The 19,381-nt window shown below is 45.8% G+C and carries 22 protein-coding genes and 1 other annotated feature; of the genes, 21 read left to right on the forward strand and 1 reads right to left on the reverse strand.

All coding sequences use genetic code 11. The features are described 5' to 3' along the window. The coding region (locus ABHN01_RS03245) for a hypothetical protein (protein ID WP_429874371.1) at positions 1-302 on the reverse strand (302 nt) is incomplete at its 3' end. A 248-nt stretch (positions 303-550) separates the two neighbouring features. Between ABHN01_RS03245 and ABHN01_RS03250 the strand changes: the two genes are divergently transcribed. The 21 genes from ABHN01_RS03250 to rplA all read left to right on the forward strand — a co-directional run bounded on the left by ABHN01_RS03250 (position 551) and on the right by rplA (position 19,367). Further along, positions 551-1,021, forward strand: coding sequence for a CtsR family transcriptional regulator (locus tag ABHN01_RS03250; protein WP_290402306.1), 471 nt, complete (start codon positions 551-553; stop codon positions 1,019-1,021). Between the two features lie 36 nt (positions 1,022-1,057). Next, positions 1,058-1,594, forward strand: a complete 537-nt coding sequence (locus ABHN01_RS03255; RefSeq protein WP_429874372.1) for a UvrB/UvrC motif-containing protein — start codon at positions 1,058-1,060, stop codon at positions 1,592-1,594. 3 nt (positions 1,595-1,597) lie between these two features. Continuing rightward, positions 1,598-2,665: a protein arginine kinase gene (locus tag ABHN01_RS03260; RefSeq protein ID WP_429874373.1), complete on the forward strand. Its 1,068-nt coding sequence runs from the start codon at positions 1,598-1,600 to the stop codon at positions 2,663-2,665. Positions 2,666-2,690: 25 nt separating this feature from the next. Further along, positions 2,691-5,123 carry an ATP-dependent protease ATP-binding subunit ClpC gene (clpC, locus tag ABHN01_RS03265; protein ID WP_429874374.1) on the forward strand — a complete coding sequence of 811 codons (2,433 nt, stop codon included), beginning with the start codon at positions 2,691-2,693 and terminating at the stop codon, positions 5,121-5,123. A gap of 217 nt (positions 5,124-5,340) precedes the next feature. Further along, complete coding sequence (gene radA / locus ABHN01_RS03270) at positions 5,341-6,717, forward strand: DNA repair protein RadA (protein ID WP_429874375.1); 1,377 nt, start codon at positions 5,341-5,343, stop codon at positions 6,715-6,717. 3 nt (positions 6,718-6,720) lie between these two features. Next, a complete protein-coding gene (gene disA / locus ABHN01_RS03275) occupies positions 6,721-7,794 on the forward strand; it encodes a DNA integrity scanning diadenylate cyclase DisA (RefSeq protein ID WP_429874376.1) in 1,074 nt (357 codons plus the stop codon). An 83-nt stretch (positions 7,795-7,877) separates the two neighbouring features. Then, positions 7,878-8,969 (forward strand): PIN/TRAM domain-containing protein, encoded by a 1,092-nt coding sequence (locus tag ABHN01_RS03280; RefSeq protein ID WP_429874377.1) that lies wholly within the window; start codon positions 7,878-7,880, stop codon positions 8,967-8,969. Positions 8,970-9,033: 64 nt separating this feature from the next. Continuing rightward, entirely contained in the window at positions 9,034-9,723 is a 690-nt protein-coding gene (gene ispD / locus ABHN01_RS03285) for a 2-C-methyl-D-erythritol 4-phosphate cytidylyltransferase (protein WP_429874378.1), read from the forward strand. Next, on the forward strand, positions 9,720-10,196 hold the full coding sequence (gene ispF, locus ABHN01_RS03290) for a 2-C-methyl-D-erythritol 2,4-cyclodiphosphate synthase (protein ID WP_290402298.1): 477 nt from the start codon (positions 9,720-9,722) through the stop codon (positions 10,194-10,196). The genes ispD and ispF overlap by 4 nt, the downstream gene beginning before the upstream one ends. A gap of 50 nt (positions 10,197-10,246) precedes the next feature. Beyond that, positions 10,247-11,713 carry a glutamate--tRNA ligase gene (gene gltX, locus ABHN01_RS03295; protein ID WP_290402297.1) on the forward strand — a complete coding sequence of 489 codons (1,467 nt, stop codon included), beginning with the start codon at positions 10,247-10,249 and terminating at the stop codon, positions 11,711-11,713. A 67-nt stretch (positions 11,714-11,780) separates the two neighbouring features. Beyond that, positions 11,781-11,997 (forward strand) — a binding site (T-box leader). A gap of 206 nt (positions 11,998-12,203) precedes the next feature. Next, on the forward strand, positions 12,204-12,854 hold the full coding sequence (gene epsC, locus ABHN01_RS03300) for a serine O-acetyltransferase EpsC (RefSeq protein ID WP_290402296.1): 651 nt from the start codon (positions 12,204-12,206) through the stop codon (positions 12,852-12,854). Then, the gene (cysS, locus tag ABHN01_RS03305; protein WP_429874379.1) at positions 12,851-14,251 is read left to right on the forward strand and encodes a cysteine--tRNA ligase; all 1,401 of its coding nucleotides are present in this window, start codon (positions 12,851-12,853) and stop codon (positions 14,249-14,251) included. The genes epsC and cysS overlap by 4 nt, the downstream gene beginning before the upstream one ends. Beyond that, on the forward strand, positions 14,252-14,677 hold the full coding sequence (locus ABHN01_RS03310) for a Mini-ribonuclease 3 (RefSeq protein WP_429874380.1): 426 nt from the start codon (positions 14,252-14,254) through the stop codon (positions 14,675-14,677). Next, the gene (rlmB, locus tag ABHN01_RS03315) at positions 14,674-15,420 is read left to right on the forward strand and encodes a 23S rRNA (guanosine(2251)-2'-O)-methyltransferase RlmB (RefSeq protein ID WP_429874381.1); all 747 of its coding nucleotides are present in this window, start codon (positions 14,674-14,676) and stop codon (positions 15,418-15,420) included. The genes ABHN01_RS03310 and rlmB overlap by 4 nt, the downstream gene beginning before the upstream one ends. After that, a complete protein-coding gene (locus ABHN01_RS03320; RefSeq protein ID WP_429874382.1) occupies positions 15,420-15,929 on the forward strand; it encodes an NYN domain-containing protein in 510 nt (169 codons plus the stop codon). Before rlmB ends, ABHN01_RS03320 begins: the two co-directional genes overlap by 1 nt. Before the next feature lie 82 nt (positions 15,930-16,011). Next, positions 16,012-16,662, forward strand: a complete 651-nt coding sequence (gene sigH / locus ABHN01_RS03325; protein WP_290402291.1) for an RNA polymerase sporulation sigma factor SigH — start codon at positions 16,012-16,014, stop codon at positions 16,660-16,662. A 179-nt stretch (positions 16,663-16,841) separates the two neighbouring features. Then, positions 16,842-16,991, forward strand: a complete 150-nt coding sequence (gene rpmG, locus ABHN01_RS03330; RefSeq protein WP_290402290.1) for a 50S ribosomal protein L33 — start codon at positions 16,842-16,844, stop codon at positions 16,989-16,991. Between the two features lie 54 nt (positions 16,992-17,045). Continuing rightward, positions 17,046-17,252 carry a preprotein translocase subunit SecE gene (gene secE, locus ABHN01_RS03335; protein ID WP_429874383.1) on the forward strand — a complete coding sequence of 69 codons (207 nt, stop codon included), beginning with the start codon at positions 17,046-17,048 and terminating at the stop codon, positions 17,250-17,252. Between the two features lie 83 nt (positions 17,253-17,335). Beyond that, complete coding sequence (nusG, locus tag ABHN01_RS03340; RefSeq protein ID WP_290402289.1) at positions 17,336-17,869, forward strand: transcription termination/antitermination protein NusG; 534 nt, start codon at positions 17,336-17,338, stop codon at positions 17,867-17,869. Positions 17,870-18,039: 170 nt separating this feature from the next. Continuing rightward, positions 18,040-18,465 carry a 50S ribosomal protein L11 gene (rplK, locus tag ABHN01_RS03345; RefSeq protein WP_007203564.1) on the forward strand — a complete coding sequence of 142 codons (426 nt, stop codon included), beginning with the start codon at positions 18,040-18,042 and terminating at the stop codon, positions 18,463-18,465. Positions 18,466-18,665: 200 nt separating this feature from the next. Then, positions 18,666-19,367: a 50S ribosomal protein L1 gene (gene rplA, locus ABHN01_RS03350; protein WP_290402288.1), complete on the forward strand. Its 702-nt coding sequence runs from the start codon at positions 18,666-18,668 to the stop codon at positions 19,365-19,367. The last annotated feature ends 14 nt before the right edge of the window (positions 19,368-19,381 follow it).

Genomic DNA, 19,381 nt, shown 5'->3' on the forward strand with positions numbered 1-19,381 from the left:
TTTTCTTCTTCGGCATTCGAATGTCCCCTTAATCTTTGACTAGTTTTAGTGTATTTCTTTTTATATTTCATGTCCAAATGATTAAGGGGGCTAAAAAGAAGTGGCATGTAATCGGGCGAAACCCGCATGTAAACGCAGCAAACCCGCACGTAAACCGTACACCCAGCAAGTAACAGTACAAAAAAACGCCACACAAAATCCAACTCGATTCTCATACAGCTCTCCACCCTTTCAACAGTAAAAATCCACATAAATATCATACAAAAAAACCCCTGATTCATTTTTTTTTCAACAGCACCCACACACCAAACACCACTTTGGAATTTTAAAATTCGCCCGATCCCCTGAACTGTGGAATCGTGTCGGTTGTTTACAGTGAAAGACTTCAATTGTTACGATTAATCCCGAAAATATCGGGTAATACTGTGATAGAAACAGGCAGTCCCCCAATCAGCCAAAAAGTATACATTAGTTGCATAAATCCTGAAAATGCGTCTATAATATAAGTGTATAGTCAAAGATAGTCAAAGTCAGAGGGGAGGGGAGCAGGATGAAAAATATCTCAGACATCATTGAAGCATATTTAAAGCAGGTCATTGCAGGTTCAGATGATACGTTCATCGAGATCAAGCGAACTGATATTGCTGAAAAGTTCCAGTGTGTCCCTTCCCAGATCAATTATGTGATCAATACCCGTTTCACGGTAGAAAAAGGTTTTGTAGTAGAAAGTAAACGGGGCGGCGGGGGATATATCCGGATCATTAAAGTCCAGACGGAGAATTACGTCGAGCTTATTGATCAGCTGCTGCTTCTGATTAATGACCGCATTTCACAGGGGAATGCGGAAAATGTTATATTACGGTTGCTTGATGAGCAGATCGTATCCGAACGTGAGGCCAGAATCATGCTGAGTGTGACAGAACGCTCTGTTCTGCAAGTGTTAGACCTTCCTGAACGTGATCAGTTACGAGCCGAATTATTAAAAGCGATGATTCGGACATTAAAATTTAGAACCAGATAGCGACATATCACATTTATTAATAGGGAGGGAAAAATAATGTACTGCCAGGAATGCCATGAGCGGCCTGCCACTTTACACTTTACGAAAATTGTAAACGGCAAGAAAACTGAATTCCATATTTGTGAGCATTGTGCAAAAGAAAAAGGAGAATTCCTTCCGGGGTCGAATACTTTCTCTATTCATCAGCTGCTCTCTGGTCTGCTTTATGGAGATCCTTCCATTTCGGGGGCGGCATCTGCAGGATTGTCTCAAAATTCGGTCCTGGCCTGCCCAAAGTGCAGCATGACGTACCAACAGTTTGCCAAATCGGGCAGGTTTGGCTGCAGCCATTGCTATGAGGTTTTTGATTCTAAGCTGGATCCGGTACTAAAGAGGGTTCACGGCGGCAATACAAAACATGCTGGAAAAATTCCAAAGCGAATTGGCAGCGGACTTCAAGAGAGGCGTGAATTGGAAAAATTAAAGCAGGCGATGCAGCAGTATATTTTAAATGAGGAATTTGAAAAGGCGGCAGAGACCCGCGATCAAATTCGACTTTTAGAAAAGCAGAAGAACCGGGAAAAGGGGGAATAGAGCATGTCACTTGAACATTTTATAAGTGAAGCTATCAGTCCCTGGATGAAGAAAGAAGGACCAGACTCTGACATTGTCCTTAGCAGCAGAATTCGGCTGGCGCGAAACCTCGAAAAGTTTAATTTTCCCGACTTGGCTTCCAAGGAAGAGTCCGAGGCTGTCATTCAGACATTGGAAGCAGCCTGCAGAGAGCAAGGAAGCGGGAATTTTGGAGAATTTGAAATACTTCATCTCGATGAGCTAAAACCTCTGGCAAAAAGGGTATTGGTAGAGAAGCACTTGATCAGTCCCCATCTTGCAGAGCAGTCAAGATTCGGGGCGGTGATGCTCAATCATGATGAGTCAGTGAGCATCATGGTCAATGAAGAAGATCATCTCCGCATTCAATGTCTTTTTCCAGGCTTTCAGCTGAATCAGGCGTTGACTCTTGCTGGGGGACTGGATGATTGGATAGAGGAAAAGGTGGATTATGCCTTTGATGAGGAAAGGGGCTATCTGACCAGCTGCCCAACGAATGTCGGAACAGGGTTGCGGGCTTCCGTCATGATGCATCTCCCAGCTTTGGTGTTAACGAAACAAATGAACCGGATTATACCGGCCATCAACCAGCTGGGCCTTGTGGTGAGAGGAATATACGGGGAAGGAACTGAAGCTCAAGGAAATGTCTTTCAGATCTCCAACCAGATTACTCTCGGGAAATCAGAGGAAGATATTGTGGAGGATTTGCGGGGCGTGGTCCTTCAGCTCATTCAGCAAGAGAGAGTGGCAAGAAAAAACCTGCAGGACGGTTTAAAGATCCAGCTTGAGGATCGGATCTTCAGGTCGTATGGAGTGCTGGCAAACAGCCGGATCATCCAATCGAAGGAAGCTGCACAATGCCTTTCCGATGTGAGGCTGGGAATTGACCTTGAGATAATTATAGGGATTTCCCGATCCATATTAAATGAATTAATGATACTTACACAACCGGGCTTTTTACAGCATTATGCGAATGAGATGTTGAATCCTGATGAGCGTGATATCCTAAGGGCAACGCTAATAAGGGAAAGAATCAAACTTGAAGAAGCATAAAATTTGAATGGGAGTGTGAATGATTATGATGTTTGGTCGATTTACAGAACGAGCTCAAAAGGTACTTGCGCTGGCACAGGAAGAAGCCATCCGTTTAGGCCATAATAATGTTGGAACCGAGCACATTCTGCTTGGCTTGATCCGGGAGGGCGAAGGAATTGCTGCCAAAGCGCTTCACGTTCTTGGCCTTGGACCTGAGAAGATCCAAAAAGAAGTAGAAACCTTAATTGGACGCGGCCAGGAATCCGTGCAAACCATCCATTACACTCCAAGAGCAAAAAAGGTAATCGAACTATCAATGGATGAAGCCCGTAAGCTTGGCCACTCCTACGTCGGTACTGAACACATCCTGCTTGGGCTGATCCGTGAAGGCGAGGGAGTAGCGGCCCGCGTGCTGAATAACCTCGGAGTGAGCTTAAACAAGGCCCGCCAACAGGTGCTTCAGCTTCTTGGAAGCAATGAAGCATCATCCAATCACCGCGGTTCCTCTACGAACGCTAATACGCCTACGCTCGACAGCCTGGCTAGAGATCTAACAGCGATTGCGAAGGATGGAAGCCTGGATCCGGTCATCGGCCGTTCCAAAGAGATTCAAAGGGTGATTGAGGTACTGAGCCGCAGAACAAAGAACAACCCCGTTCTTATCGGTGAGCCGGGGGTTGGTAAAACCGCGATCGCGGAAGGCCTCGCTCAACAGATTATCAATAATGAAGTGCCGGAAACTCTTCGTGATAAAAGGGTCATGACACTCGATATGGGAACGGTTGTTGCCGGCACCAAGTATCGCGGTGAATTTGAAGACCGTTTAAAGAAAGTCATGGATGAGATCCGCCAGGCAGGCAACATTATTCTCTTTATCGATGAGCTTCACACACTGATCGGTGCCGGCGGAGCAGAGGGTGCGATCGACGCATCAAACATACTTAAACCGGCCCTTGCCCGCGGTGAGCTTCAATGTATCGGAGCGACAACGCTGGATGAGTACCGTAAATATATTGAAAAAGATGCAGCGCTTGAGCGCCGTTTCCAGCCGATCACAGTTAATGAGCCAACTAAAGATGAAAGTACACAGATTTTGCAAGGTCTTCGCGACCGTTATGAAGCGCATCACCGCGTCACGATTACCGATGATGCCATCGAAGCGGCTGTAACGCTGTCTGACCGTTACATCTCCGATCGTTTCCTCCCGGATAAAGCGATTGACCTTATAGATGAAGCGGCGTCGAAAGTAAGACTGCGTTCCTATACTGCACCGCCAAACTTAAAGGAGCTTGAACTGAAGCTTGAAGAAGTACGCAAGGAAAAGGATGCAGCTGTTCAAAGCCAAGAGTTTGAAAAAGCAGCTTCCCTAAGAGATTCGGAACAGCGTCTGCGTGAGGAACTTGAGAAAACAAAGAATGTATGGAAAGAGAAACAAGGACAGGAGAATACAGAGGTTACTCCAGAGGATATCGCGCAAGTGGTCTCCAGCTGGACCGGTGTACCTGTCTCCAAACTGGCTGAAGAAGAAACCGAACGCCTCTTGAAGCTGGAAGAGATTCTTCATAACAGGGTGATCGGGCAAAACGAAGCGGTTCAGTCGATCTCAAAAGCGATCCGCAGAGCCCGTGCAGGCTTGAAGGATCCGAAGCGTCCAATCGGTTCGTTTATCTTCTTGGGGCCTACAGGTGTAGGTAAAACGGAGCTCGCCCGTGCAGTGGCAGAATCTCTGTTCGGAGATGAGGATGCAATCATCCGTATTGATATGTCCGAGTACATGGAGAAACATACGACATCAAGACTCGTAGGTTCACCTCCAGGCTATGTAGGACATGAAGAAGGCGGGCAGCTGACAGAGAAAGTTCGCCGTAAGCCTTATTCTGTTATCCTGCTTGATGAAATCGAAAAAGCGCATCCTGAAGTATTCAACATTCTGCTTCAGGTACTTGAAGACGGACGCCTGACAGATTCCAAAGGCCGTACGGTCGACTTCCGAAACACTGTCGTCATCATGACGTCCAATGTCGGAGCCAGCACCCTTAAGCGCAACAGTTCTTTAGGGTTTACGGTTCACACGGAAGATCAGCAGTACAACGATATGAAAACGAAAGTGATGGCAGAGCTGAAAAAGGCTTTCCGTCCTGAGTTCTTAAACCGTATTGATGAGATCATCGTCTTCCATGCTTTGGAGAAAACACATCTCAAACAGATCGTTACCTTATTGGCAGATTCTCTGATCAAACGTTTGAGAGACCAGGGCATCGAAATCGAGCTTACTGACGCGGCACTCGATAAGATTACGGATGAAGGCTATGATCCGGATTACGGAGCGCGCCCATTGCGCAGGGCCCTTCAGCGTAAGATTGAAGACCGTCTGTCAGAAGAATTGCTGAGAGGAAACATCAGCAAAGGCAATACCGTGAAAATCGATGTGGATAACAATGACTTTGTCGTTGAAACGGTCGGAGCCAGCTCGTAATGATGGGATTTAGTCCAATCGTATAGAAATAAATACAAAAACCCGGGAGGCAGTCACGTCTTCCGGGTTTTTGTCGAATTGTTTTCTGTATTTTATCCAAATTCCAGATGCCCCCATTGGAAAGGGAACCCGCTTTTTTGATAAGATAAAGGCAGCAAATGAAAAAAGAAAGAATTGCCGGCTGAGAAAAAGCAGCCTGGAAATAGAGGAGAAAGAGATGGCCAAGAACAAATCTGTTTTTATGTGCCAGGAATGCGGATATGAATCACCGAAATGGATGGGGAAATGTCCCGGATGCAACCAATGGAACACCATGGTGGAAGAAGTCATCAAGCGTGATAGCCAAACGAGAGGCCTGACGGCTTCCTCGGCTTCAGGCACCCAGCAAAAACCTCAATCCATCGTTGACATAAAAAGTGAACAAGAGCCGCGCATCAACACTCATACGATTGAGCTTAACCGCGTCCTCGGGGGAGGGATCGTCCCTGGTTCATTGGTGCTCGTTGGGGGTGATCCTGGAATCGGGAAATCCACCCTGCTGCTGCAAACCTCGGCAAAACTCGCCCAGCACGGGCAAAAGGTTCTTTATATATCAGGTGAGGAATCGGTCAAACAGACGAAACTCCGGTCGGACCGCCTGAATATCTCAGCCGGAGATCTTTTTGTCCTGGCTGAAACGGACCTTGATTTGATTGAGAAAGCTGTTACGGAGATCAATCCTTCGGTGGTCATTATTGACTCCATACAGACGGTCTACCGTCCGGAAGTGACAAGCGCCCCAGGAAGTGTGTCACAGGTCAGGGAGTGTACGTCGCATTTTATGAGAATCGCCAAGACAAAAGGGATTGCCATTTTTATCGTTGGTCACGTGACGAAGGAGGGTGCGATCGCTGGTCCGAGAATGCTTGAGCATATGGTGGATGCGGTGCTCTACTTTGAAGGAGAACGGCATCACACGTACCGGATTCTGCGAGCGGTCAAAAACCGATTCGGTTCAACCAATGAAATCGGTGTGTTTGAGATGAAGGAGCTCGGGCTTTCCGAAGTTCTTAACCCTTCTGAAATTTTTCTTGAGGAACGTTCAAAAGGAGTGGCGGGATCAACGGTTGTTGCTTCATTAGAAGGAACGAGGCCCATGCTTGTAGAAATACAGGCATTAGTATCTCCCACAAGTTTTGGAAATCCGAGAAGGATGGCAACTGGCATCGATCACAATCGAGTCTCATTGCTCATGGCTGTACTAGAAAAAAGGGTAGGCCTCCTGCTACAGAATCAGGACGCTTATTTAAATGTCGCCGGTGGAGTGCGTCTGGATGAACCGGCCGTTGATCTGGCTGTTGCTGTAAGCATAGCGTCAAGCTTCCGGGATGCTCCGACCCGCCCTACGGATGTCATGATCGGGGAAGTGGGGCTGACTGGAGAAGTACGAAGGGTCTCAAGGATCGACCAACGGATCCATGAAGCGGCAAAGCTTGGATTTGAACGGGCGATTATCCCGGATAAGAACCTCGGGGGATGGACCATCCCTAAGGGAATCCAAGTGATTGGTGTGTCTACAGTTGAAGAGGCATTGCACTATACTTTGGGAGGATAAGGCATGGATCATATATTAAGAGAAGCGATCATCAGCAACATGCTCCAGCTCGTTGCACCAGGAACACCCCTCAGAGAGGGTATAGACAATGTACTCCGCGCCAATACCGGCGGCCTCATTGTTGTCGGCTATAATGATAAGGTTACACAGCTTGTTGACGGAGGGTTTTCCATCAACTGTAAATATTCCCCGGCCTCGCTATATGAGCTTGCTAAGATGGATGGAGCCATTATACTGAGCGAAGATGCCTCTCGAATACTTTATGCGAATACACAATTGGTGCCTGACACGTCCATTCCATCTACTGAAACCGGGATCCGGCACAGGACCGCTGAGCGTGTGGCACGGCAGACAGGAAATCTTGTCATATCGATTTCACAGCGCCGTAATGTTATCACTCTCTATCAAGGGGTGATCCGCTATTCACTGAAAGACATCGGCGTTATTTTGACAAAAGCGAACCAGGCGATTCAGACCCTGGAAAAATACAAGGTAGTGTTCGACCAGAGTGTTACGAACCTTGGTGCTCTTGAATTTGAAGAGCTCGTAACGTTCCAGGAGGTCTCTCAGGTCATCCACCGTATTGAAATGGTTCTAAGAATAAAGAGCGAAATCATAAAATATGTTAATGAATTGGGTGTAGAGGGAAGATTAATAAGGATGCAGATGGAAGAACTTGTCGCCAACATAGAAGATGAGGCTGTTCTTTTAATTAAAGATTACGTAAAAGATAGAAAACATGACCCTGCACACATTCTCCGTCAGCTTAAAAAGCTTTCAAGTGACGAGCTGTTTGATGAAAATGTCATCGTAAAGCTGCTGGGGCACTCACCTACTTCCAATGTACAGGAAGAGACGGTCCATCCCCGCGGCTACCGTATCCTTTCCAAAATTCCGAGGCTGCCGGCGCTTATCGTGGAAAACTTAATCGGTACTTTCGACAGTCTTCCGAGCATTTTGCGGGCGTCCATCAAAGAGCTGGATGAGGTGGAAGGCATCGGGGAAATTCGCGCTAAGAAAATTAAAGAGGGTCTTAAACGTATTCAAGAGCAGCTTTTTGTAGACAGGCATATATAAATGGTTAATTTTTATAGATTTTATGAAAAGTGCACGTTTCAAAACAGACAATTTGTAAATAATGGTTAAGGGAGGTGAAGTGCATGCTAAAAAGATTTGTACAGCTGTTTTTTGTTGTTGTGGGAGGCATGCTTGGTTTTATCTATGTCCCTGACATTATCCGTATTCTCAATTTGGGTGATCTGCCGTCAGAATTGACCTCATCTTATGCGGGCGCCGTCTTAGGGGCACTTATATTCTTTTTATCTACATTTTGGGTGACTGATTATATCGTAGGTTTGATCCGCTGGGTTGAAGAAACTGTTGTGAAGGCTCCAGTCACTGATGTCCTTTTTGGAACGATGGGACTTATTTTCGGACTTATAGTTGCTTTTTTTGTACAACTTCCTCTTAATAACATCAATATTGTGGTATTCAGCTCGGTTTTACCCATATTCTTAACGTTATTATTAGGTTATCTGGGATTCCAGGTTGGTTTTAAAAAGCGAGATGAGCTGATTAATCTGTTCTCTATCAACCGCTCAGGAAAAGAACGGAAAAAGGATATGGAAGAAGAAAAGCTTAAAGGGAAATACAAGATTCTTGATACGAGCGTCATCATCGACGGCAGGATCGCTGATATCTGCCAGACCGGGTTCCTTGAAGGGCCGCTTATTATTCCTCGCTTTGTTCTAGAGGAGCTTCAGCATATTGCCGACTCTTCCGATGTATTGAAACGGAACCGCGGAAGACGTGGCCTTGATATTCTGAACCGCATTCAGAAGGAACTTTCCATCAAGGTGGAAATTTACGAAGGCGATTTTGTAGAAGTGAGCGAAGTGGATAGCAAATTAGTGAAGCTCGCCCAGCTTCTGTCCGGAATCGTTGTGACGAACGATTTTAACTTAAACAAAGTGTGCGAACTTCAAAATGTGTTAGTATTGAACATAAATGACCTGGCCAACGCGGTTAAACCAGTCGTACTGCCTGGGGAAGAATTGATCGTACAGGTGATTAAGGACGGCAAGGAGCATAACCAGGGAGTCGGCTATCTTGATGACGGAACAATGATCGTTGTGGAAGAGGGCCGAAACTATATCGGCAAGACCATAGATGTCCTTGTGACGAGTGTTCTGCAGACTTCTGCAGGACGGATGATTTTTGCGAAGCCGAAACTTCTGGAGAAGGCTTTATAATTAAAGAGCTTACAAGAGAGCCATTGTTTTCTCTGTACGCGGTATAGTGTGGTGGAGAAGGGTGTTGGAATATAGTGTAGTCATTCCTGCAGCAGGCCAGGGAAAAAGGATGAACGCAGGAAAGAACAAACAATGGATCGAACTGAACGGCAAACCGCTGATCGCTCATACACTTTCTGTATTTGAAGAGGATCCGTGGTGCCGGGAAATCATCCTGGCTGTGAATCGTCTGGAACAGGTTCAATTTCAGGAATTGGCCAAAAAAGGACGTTTTCAAAAGATTTCCCGGATTGTAGTAGGCGGGGCCGAACGGCAGCACAGTGTCTTTGAAGGCTTAAAAGCGGTACAGCAAACGGAACTGGCGCTGATTCATGATGGTGCTCGTCCCTTTGTTGAAAGAGAAAACATTCATGAACTTGTATCGAAGGCGAATGAAACAGGAGCGGCCATCCTGGCTGTCCCGTTAAAAGATACAGTGAAAAAAGCAACAGGCGGAACCGTGGATGTAACGGTAGACCGTGCGAGCTTGTGGGCTGTCCAGACCCCACAAGCTTTTCGTCTGCCTGTCGTACTGGACGCTCACCGGATGGCAGCCGAAGCCGGCTATCTTGGTACAGACGATGCCAGCCTCGTAGAACAGATGAACTACCCGGTATCGATCGTCGAGGGAGATTATTTAAACATCAAATTAACAACTGTGCATGACATACTATTCGCCAATGCCATATTGGCGCAAAGGGAGAGAGAAACATGATTCGAGTAGGACAAGGCTATGATGTGCACCAGCTCGTCGAAGGGCGCCCTCTGATTATCGGAGGCATCACCATCCCTTATGAAAAGGGGCTGCTCGGCCATTCTGACGCGGATGTTTTGCTGCACGCTGTTACGGACGCATTGCTCGGTGCAGCAGGTGAAGGCGATATCGGCAAGCATTTTCCGGACACGGACGAAGCGTTTAAAGATGCGGATTCAAAAAAACTGCTGCAGGAGTCCTGGAATTTTGTTAAGAATAAAGGTTATGTTCTAGGGAATGTCGATTGCACGATCATCGCCCAAAAGCCGAAGATGGCACCATACATTGAAGAGATGCGAAGTGTAATCGCCGGAATTTTCGGAGCTGAAACGGAACAGATTAATGTCAAAGCAACAACGACTGAGAAACTGGGTTTTACCGGCCGCAGTGAAGGGATTGCCGCAAACGCAGTCATCCTTATTACAAAAAAGTAGACAAAGTGTTACAATGGAAAAAGTAAAAAAATATCGAGGTGGAATTGAAAATGTCAAACGAAGTAAGGGTACGGTATGCACCTAGCCCAACAGGACATTTACATATAGGGAATGCAAGAACAGCATTGTTTAACTATTTGTTTGCCCGCCACAATAACGGCAAGCTCATCATCCGTATTGAGGATACCGACCAAAAACGTAACATCCAAGGCGGAGTGGAAAGCCAGCTGACGTATTTAAAATGGCTGGGCATCGATTGGGACGAAAGCATTGATGTTGGCGGTGAGTATGGCCCTTATACTCAGATGGAGCGTTTGGACATCTACCAAAAACACTACGAGGACTTGTTAGACCGCGGCTTGGCTTATCCTTGCTACTGTACAGAGGAAGAGCTTGAAGCATCACGTGAGGAACAGGTCGCAAATAATGAAACTCCGCACTATTCAGGAAAATGCCGCCATTTGACGGAAGATGAGCGCAAGGCACTTGAAGCTGAAGGAAGAAAGCCGAGCATTCGTTTTGCTGTGCCGGCAGACCATACCTACGCGTTTGATGATATGGTAAAAGGACATGTTTCGTTTGATTCCAATGGGATCGGCGACTATGTTATCGTAAAAAAAGACGGGATTCCAACTTATAACTTTGCAGTAGCCATTGATGACCACTTAATGAAGATTTCTCATGTGCTGCGCGGGGATGATCATATCTCCAATACACCGAAACAGCTTATGGTCTATGAAGCATTTGGCTGGGAGCCGCCGGTGTTTGGCCATATGACGCTGATTTTTAATGAAAACCGCAAGAAACTGAGCAAACGTGATGAGTCCATCATCCAGTTTATTGAACAGTACGAACAGCTAGGATATATTCCTGAAGCATTGTTTAACTTTATTACTCTGCTTGGATGGTCACCGGTTGGAGAAGAGGAGATCTTCACGAAGGAAGAGTTCATTGAAATCTTTGATCCCACCAGACTTTCAAAAGCACCGGCTATTTTTGACAAACAGAAACTGCTTTGGGTAAACAACCAATACATGAAGAAGCAGGACCTTGAAACTGTAATGGAACTCACCCTTCCACATCTTATTGAGGCTGGAAGATTAAAAGAGGACATGTCCGCAGAAGACCGCTTATGGGCGGCTAAGCTTGTTGCGCTCTATCAGGAAAAATTGAGCTATGGCGCTGAGATCGTGGAACAGACGGATGTTTTCTTTAAGGATCAGATTGAATATGAAGAAGAGGCACTGGAAGTTTTGAAAGGCGAAACGGTTCCTGAAGTCATCGCTTCTTTTAAAGGACAAGTGGAAGCGATCACGGATTTTTCAGCAGAGGAAGTAAAAGCTGCGATAAAAGCGACACAAAAGGAAACGAAGCAAAAAGGGAAAAACTTGTTTATGCCGATTCGCGTATCGACAACGGGTCAGACACATGGCCCTGACCTTCCACAAGCCATCGCATTGTTCGGCAAGGAAGAAATCCTAAAACGCTTGGATACAACAGCATCTCGCTTATCTTAAATTTTTACCAGGCAAAATTAGTTAACATTTTGCCCGTAATGTAATATATTAAAAGAAATTAATTACAGCGACAGCAAGGATGAGGAGAGTAAGTTATCCATTTTCCTATCAGAGAGAATCGCCATGGGCTGAGAGCGGTTTAGGAAAAGGAAACTGAAATGCACCTCGGAGCCTTTTATCGAACCGATAGAGTAGATAAAAGCGGCACTCCACGTTACGGAGTTTAAGGAGAACAGCAACCATGCTGTTAAACAGAGTGGAACCGCGCAAAAAGCGTCTCTGTGCATACGCACAGGGGCGCTTTTTTTGATGGCCCGGGGCGTTATGGATAAGTTTACCGGCGAAATGGGGGATTACGGTAAAAGCAGGCAGGGCCTCGGCCGCTTCACTCTCCCACCTCAACACAAAAAGCGTGTTGCTGTGGGAGTATTTCACCGTCTTTCGGCCCTAAAAGCCTGCTTCGAGCTTTTCTAACTAAGGGGGGATTACAATGTGGAAACGCATCAAGGAGGATATACAGGTTGTCTTTGAGAACGATCCGGCAGCGCGAAGCAAGCTGGAAGTAGTACTTACCTATTCTGGCCTGCATGCCATATGGGCGCATCGGCTGGCACATAAGCTATTTAAACGAAATTTTTTGTTTTGGGCCCGTTTGGTTTCGCAGATCAGCCGTTTCTTTACTGGAATTGAGATTCATCCGGGTGCACAGATCGGACGCCGGTTTTTTATAGACCATGGGAGTGGTGTAGTGATAGGGGAGACCTGTATTATCGGCAATGATGTTACCTTGTATCAGGGAGTAACACTTGGTGGTACTGGTAAAGAAAAAGGGAAACGCCACCCGACCATTGAGGATCATGCGTTAATTGCAACAGGTGCAAAAGTATTGGGATCCATCACAATTGGGAAACATTCTAAGGTAGGAGCAGGATCTGTTGTTTTGCGGGATGTACCTCCGAATTCGACAGTTGTTGGTATTCCCGGGCGAATCGTTATCCAGGATGGAATTAAGGTTGGCAAAGAACTGGATCATTGTAACTTGCCTGATCCGGTGGCCGTTCAGTTCCGAGAGGTTCAAGAAGAGCTGGAACGACTGCAAACAGAGATTGAACGTTTACGAAAGGGAAGTGAAGTACGATGAGTTTAGTTATTTATAATACGTTGACGCGGCAAAAAGAGGTATTCAAACCCCTCGAGGAAGGGAAAGTAAAGATGTATGTATGCGGGCCTACCGTCTACAATTATATTCACATTGGGAATGCGCGTCCGGCCATCGTCTTTGATACCGTAAGACGTTATCTCGCGTATCGCGGCTATGATGTAAACTTTATCTCTAACTTTACGGATGTCGATGACAAGCTCATTAAGGCTGCAAAAGAGCTCGGTACCGATGTGCCGACTGTTGCAGAGCGTTTTATTCATTCCTATCATGAGGATGTTTGCGCGTTAGGTGTGCAAAAAGCAGATCATCACCCGAGAGTGACAGAGACCATGCCGGAAATTATTGATTTTATCGGCAGGCTCATTGAAAAAGGGTATGCTTATGAAGCACAAGGCGATGTTTATTTTAAGACAAGGGCGTTTGAGGGCTATGGCAAACTTTCTCATCAGTCGATCGATGACCTCCGATCCGGAGCACGCATCGAGGTGGGTGAGATCAAGAAGGATCCTCTGGATTTCGCTTTATGGAAAGCAGCAAAAGAAGGGGAAATCTATTGGGAAAGTCCATGGGGCAACGGACGTCCGGGATGGCATATCGAGTGCTCGGCCATGGCTAAAAAATACCTCGGCGATTCCATTGATATTCATGGCGGCGGCCAGGATCTTACCTTCCCGCATCACGAAAATGAGATCGCCCAGTCTGAAGCATTGAACGAGGCGCTGATGGCCAGGTATTGGATGCATAATGGCTATATTAATATCAACAACGAAAAGATGTCCAAGTCGCTGGGGAATTTCGTTCTTGTCCATGACATGATTAAAGAATATGACCCTCAGGTGATTCGCTTTTTCATGATGGCGGTGCATTACCGCAATCCGATCAATTTCAGTGATGAGCTGCTCCAGAGTGCACAGGCGAGCTTGAACCGCATTCGTACTGCTTATGATAACCTGAAACACAGACAGGGAATCAGTGCGGATCTTGCAGAGGACGCAGAGATTTGGGAAGCAAAAGTGAATCAATTCAAACAGAGCTTTATTTCTGAGATGGATGATGATTTTAATACGGCGAACGCCATTGCTGTTTTGTTTGATGCTGCAAGGGATGCGAATGTATACCTGCAGTCGGAAAACACATCGAAAAGTGTGCTGACGGCATTCATTACACTCTTTGAAGAACTTACTGGAGTGCTCGGTCTGACACTCACGGCAGAAAAGGAACTGCTTGATGAGGAGATCGAAGCGTTGATCGAAGAACGAAACCAGGCAAGAAAAGAACGCAATTTTGCAAGAGCCGACGAAATCCGCGGCCAGCTGAAGGATATGAACATCATCCTGGAAGATACGCCACAGGGCGTTCGCTGGAAGAGGCAATAAATGAGCAGACAGATTTCACGTTCGGATATTAAACAGCTAAACGGGATGACGCTTGCGTATATGGGAGATGCCGTACTCGAAACCTTTGTGCGGCATCACCTCATCCATACCGGCCAGGTGAAACCAAACCGGCTCCATACGCTGGCAACCAAGTATGTATCTGCCAAGGCCCAGGCAGCTGTGGTTCTTCGTTTGCTTGACGAGAGCTTTTTTGACGAAGAAGAAGTCGGTGTGATCATGCGGGGCAGAAACGCAAAGCAAGGCTCCGTACCAAAGAACACAGATGTACAAACCTACCGTTATGGGACAGGCTTTGAGGCAATTATCGGCTACCATTATCTGCTTGGAAACGAAGAGCGGTTACAGGCCATTTTTGAAAAAGTAGTATCTTTCGTCGAACAGGCGGGAGAGGGAGGAAAACGATGAGCGAAGAATTTATTATTGGCAGAAACCCTGTACTCGAAGTACTGCGTGCAGGGAGGGATATAAACAAAATATTTGTTGGTGAAGGCTCACAGAAAGGGCCCGTCAGCCAAGTGATCCACATGGCAAAGGAAAACAATGTGCTCGTGCAGTTTGTTCCGAAGCGAAAGCTGGATCTGCTGAGTGACGGAGGCAACCACCAAGGGGTGATCGCAGCAGTTGCTGCTTACGAATATGCAGAGATCGATGACTTATTTAAAAAAGCCGAGGAAAAAGGGGAAGAACCTTTTTTCATCCTGCTAGATGAGATTGAAGATCCTCACAACCTTGGATCCATCATGCGTACGGCTGATGCCGCGGGTGCCCATGGCATCATTATTCCTAAGAGGAGAGCGGTCGGGCTGACAGCGGCGGTAGCGAAGGCCTCCACAGGAGCGATCGAATATATTCCGGTCGTGCGTGTGACCAACATCGTACAAACAATGAAAGAGCTTAAGGAGCGCGGCCTTTGGTTTGTAGGTGCTGATATGAAAGGCAAAGAGGATTACAGGGAAGCCAAGCTTGATATGCCGATCGGCCTTGTCATCGGAAGTGAAGGCAAAGGCATGGGCAGACTGGTGAAAGATACGTGTGATTTTCTTGTACGCCTGCCGATGGAAGGAAAAGTTACTTCCCTCAATGCTTCAGTGGCAGCCGGCCTTTTATTATATGAAGTTTACCGCAAACGCCATCCGCTTTCATCCTGATGGAAACGATTTTAATCGTTGATGGCTATAATGTCATAGGCGCCTGGCCTGAACTCCGGTCATTAAAAGAAGCGGACTTTGCAAAAGCCCGGGATCTTCTGATAGAAAAAATGGCTGAGTATCAGGCTTTCACAGGCTGCCGGGTCATCATCGTATTCGATGCCCATATGGTCGCGGGAATTGAAAAGAAAGCAAAGAACTATAAAGTAGAAGTTATTTTCACGAGGGAAAATGAAACGGCGGATGAAAGGATCGAAAGGCTGGCTTCAGAGTACAAGAGCGTAAACACGCGAATCTTTGTAGCTACCTCAGATTATACGGAACAATGGGTGGTTTTTGCCAAAGGCGCCCTAAGAAAGTCATCCCGTGAGCTCAAAGTCGAAATGGACGATATTGAAAAAAGGATCGAGCGCAAAGTCAAGAAAGCAAGAGAACGCAACTTTTCAAGCATCTCCCTGTCCGAGGAAGTAGCCGAAATATTCGAAAAATGGAGAAGAGGCCAAAAATAAACAATCTTGACGCTTTTTCCTGACATGCTGTATAATATTGTTATATTTTGCCTTGCATTCAGGCTCTGACGGGGGGATTGTCGTGAGCATTTACCTCAAAGAAATGACGGTTCTGGAGTATGAACAGATTGAAGATGAAAGCCTGGTTGAACATGTCCATGAAGGAGACAGTGCTGCACTTGAATTTTTAATCAACAAGTATAAAAATTTCGTACGCGCCAAAGCCAGATCTTACTTTTTGATCGGAGCTGACCGGGAAGATATCATCCAGGAAGGCATGATCGGCCTTTATAAAGCTATCCGGGATTATAAAGAGGACAAGCTTTCATCCTTTAAGGCTTTTGCCGAACTGTGCATCACACGGCAAATGATAACGGCTATTAAGACAGCCACAAGGCAGAAACATATTCCGCTTAATTCGTATGTATCACTGGACAAGCCGATTTATGATGAAGAATCGGACAGGACACTGATGGATGTGATTTGCGGAACCAAGGTTACCGATCCGGAAGAATTGATCATTAACCAGGAAGAGTTTGATGACATTGAACTGAAAATGGGAGAGATATTGAGTGACCTTGAACGGAAGGTTCTGATGCTCTACCTGGACGGAAGATCGTATCAGGAGATTTCCATCGACTTGGACAGGCATGTCAAATCGATCGATAATGCATTGCAGCGCGTGAAAAGGAAGCTCGAAAGATATCTTGAACTAAGAGAAATAACATTATAAGCAGGGATATCCCTGCTTTTCTTTTTTTATTTCGGCAAAATTTTTTAAAGGGCGGCGGAACGGTTCTCCAGCTTTGAGCCGTTCCGACCTTTATTGACAAGCCTTTTGGGCTGTGATAATGTGGTAAAAGTAGTATAGATTCGTGGATGAGTGGGTTTTAACGCACGGAAGGTGTTATTATGCGAAAAAAAGTTATTTTAGCCTGCGGTCAATGCAACAGCCGAAATTATACCACCATGAAAAACCAGGCACAGAACCCTGAACGTATCGAGGTTAAAAAGTTTTGCAGTCATTGCAATGCTCACACTACCCACAAAGAAACGAAATAAGGGGCCGGCTAGCCGGCAGTTTACGCATATATCATAGGTAATGGGGGTAACATGATGGCTGACATTGCTGAAAAAACAAGAAAGTCACCTGCAAAATTCTTATCCGACGTTAAGAAGGAAATGAAAAAGGTAAGCTGGCCGAAGCGTGATGAGCTGGTTCGCTATACAGCCGTAACGATTCTGACAGTTGTTTTGATGGCAATCTTTTTCTGGGCAGTTGACCTTGGCATTTCTAAGCTTATTGAGCTCATTTTAGACTAGGTTGATTATATAGAAACATAACTGGATACAATGCTAGAGTATATCCGTTTAGGAGGGAAAGGACACGGGTTGTCCCGATAAATATGGAAAAAAACTGGTATGTCGTTCATACTTATTCAGGGTATGAAAACAAAGTGAAAACGAACCTGGAAAAGCGCGTGGAATCGATGGGAATGTCGGACAAGATTTTCCGTGTATTGGTTCCTGTTGAAGAAGAAACCGAAATCAAGAACGGCAAAACAAAAACAGCTATGAAGAAGGTCTTCCCTGGATATGTCCTGACTGAAATGGTCATGACGGATGATTCATGGTATGTCGTACGAAACACGCCGGGTGTTACAGGATTCGTCGGATCTGCAGGAGCGGGTTCCAAACCGACTCCGCTTTTGCCTGAAGAGGTTGAGCACATTCTTAAAGGCATGGGCATGGAAGAGCCTCGAATTGAAGTCGATTATGAGTTGAAGGAAGCGGTCAAAGTAAAAGAAGGCCCGTTTGCTGATTTTGTCGGAACGATCGAAGAAATCGACCCTGCGAAACGAAAACTCAAAGTTCACGTGAATATGTTCGGCCGTGAAACGCCGGTTGAATTGGACTTCAATCAGGTCGTCAAGCTTTAATTTTTCAACTAATTTCAAAAACACTTGTAATCCAACTTAAAAAGTGATAGACTTTTTAATGTTTGATATTTCTAAACAACTGCTTTCTCCTAAGCAAGGGGGAAGCGTATTTTTGAGTGGGAGGGTATTGCACCCATATACCACATCACGGACTTAAGGAGGTGTGTCGCGTGGCTAAAAAGGTTATTAAAATGGTAAAGCTTCAGATCCCTGCTGGTAAAGCAAATCCGGCACCACCGGTTGGACCTGCACTAGGACAAGCTGGTGTTAACATCATGGGATTCTGTAAAGAGTTTAACGCTCGTACTGCTGATCAAGCTGGTTTAATCATTCCGGTTGAAATCACGGTTTTTGAAGACCGTTCATTTACATTCATCACTAAAACTCCTCCAGCTGCTGTTCTACTTAAAGTAGCTGCTGGAATCGAGTCAGGTTCAGGTGAGCCAAACAAGAAAAAAGTTGCAACTGTAAAACGTGATAAAGTTCGCGAAATTGCAGAAACAAAAATGCCTGACCTAAACGCTGCAAACGTAGAGTCTGCAATGCGTATGGTTGAAGGTACAGCGCGCAGCATGGGAATTGTTATCGAAGACTAATCCTGATGCTTAAAAAAGGTTGCGAGTAAAGGAGACATCCTGCCGGAAACGGTTCGCAACCTTTATTAATGGAACAAAAGCCTGACGGAGCACTTGAGAATTTTCGGCGTTCCCAAAAGGCGCGGCGGCCTCAAAATCTCGAGAGACCGCTTAAGTGGGAGGAATATCCGCTAAACCACATAAGGGAGGAAATTTTTACAATGGCTAAAAAAGGAAAGAAATACCAAGAAGCGGCTAAATTAGTAGACCGCCAAAAATCTTATGAAGCTGCTGAAGCAATCGAGCTTGTTAAAAAGACGGCGACAGCTAAATTTGATGAGTCTGTAGAAGTAGCGGTACGCCTTGGGGTAGACCCTAAGAAAGCGGACCAGCAAGTTCGTGGTGCTGTAGTGCTTCCGCACGGTACTGGTAAAACTCAGCGTGTGCTAGTTTTCGCTAAAGGCGAAAAAGCGAAAGAAGCAGAAGCTGCTGGAGCTGATTTCGTTGGCGATACTGACTACATCAACAAGATCCAGCAAGGTTGGTTTGACTTTGATGTAATCGTAGCAACACCTGACATGATGGCTGAAGTTGGCCGTCTTGGACGCGTATTGGGGCCAAAAGGTTTAATGCCTAACCCTAAAACAGGTACTGTAACATTTGAAGTTGAGAAAGCGGTTAACGATATTAAAGCTGGTAAAGTAGAATATCGTGTAGACAAAGCTGGAAACATTCACGTGCCGATCGGTAAAGTTTCTTTCGACAACGAAAAGCTGGCTGAAAACCTTGGTACAATCATCGAAACATTACTTAAAGTGAAACCAGCGGCTGCAAAAGGGACTTATGTTCGTAACGTAGCCATTTCTTCAACTATGGGACCTGGAATCAAAGTTAACCCGTCTAACTTTACACTTAAAAAATAGTTGACAAACATTAT

The organism is Fictibacillus sp. NRS-1165 (genome assembly GCF_050468105.1).
In the GTDB taxonomy this organism is placed as follows: domain Bacteria; phylum Bacillota; class Bacilli; order Bacillales; family Fictibacillaceae; genus Fictibacillus_C; species Fictibacillus_C terrinigri.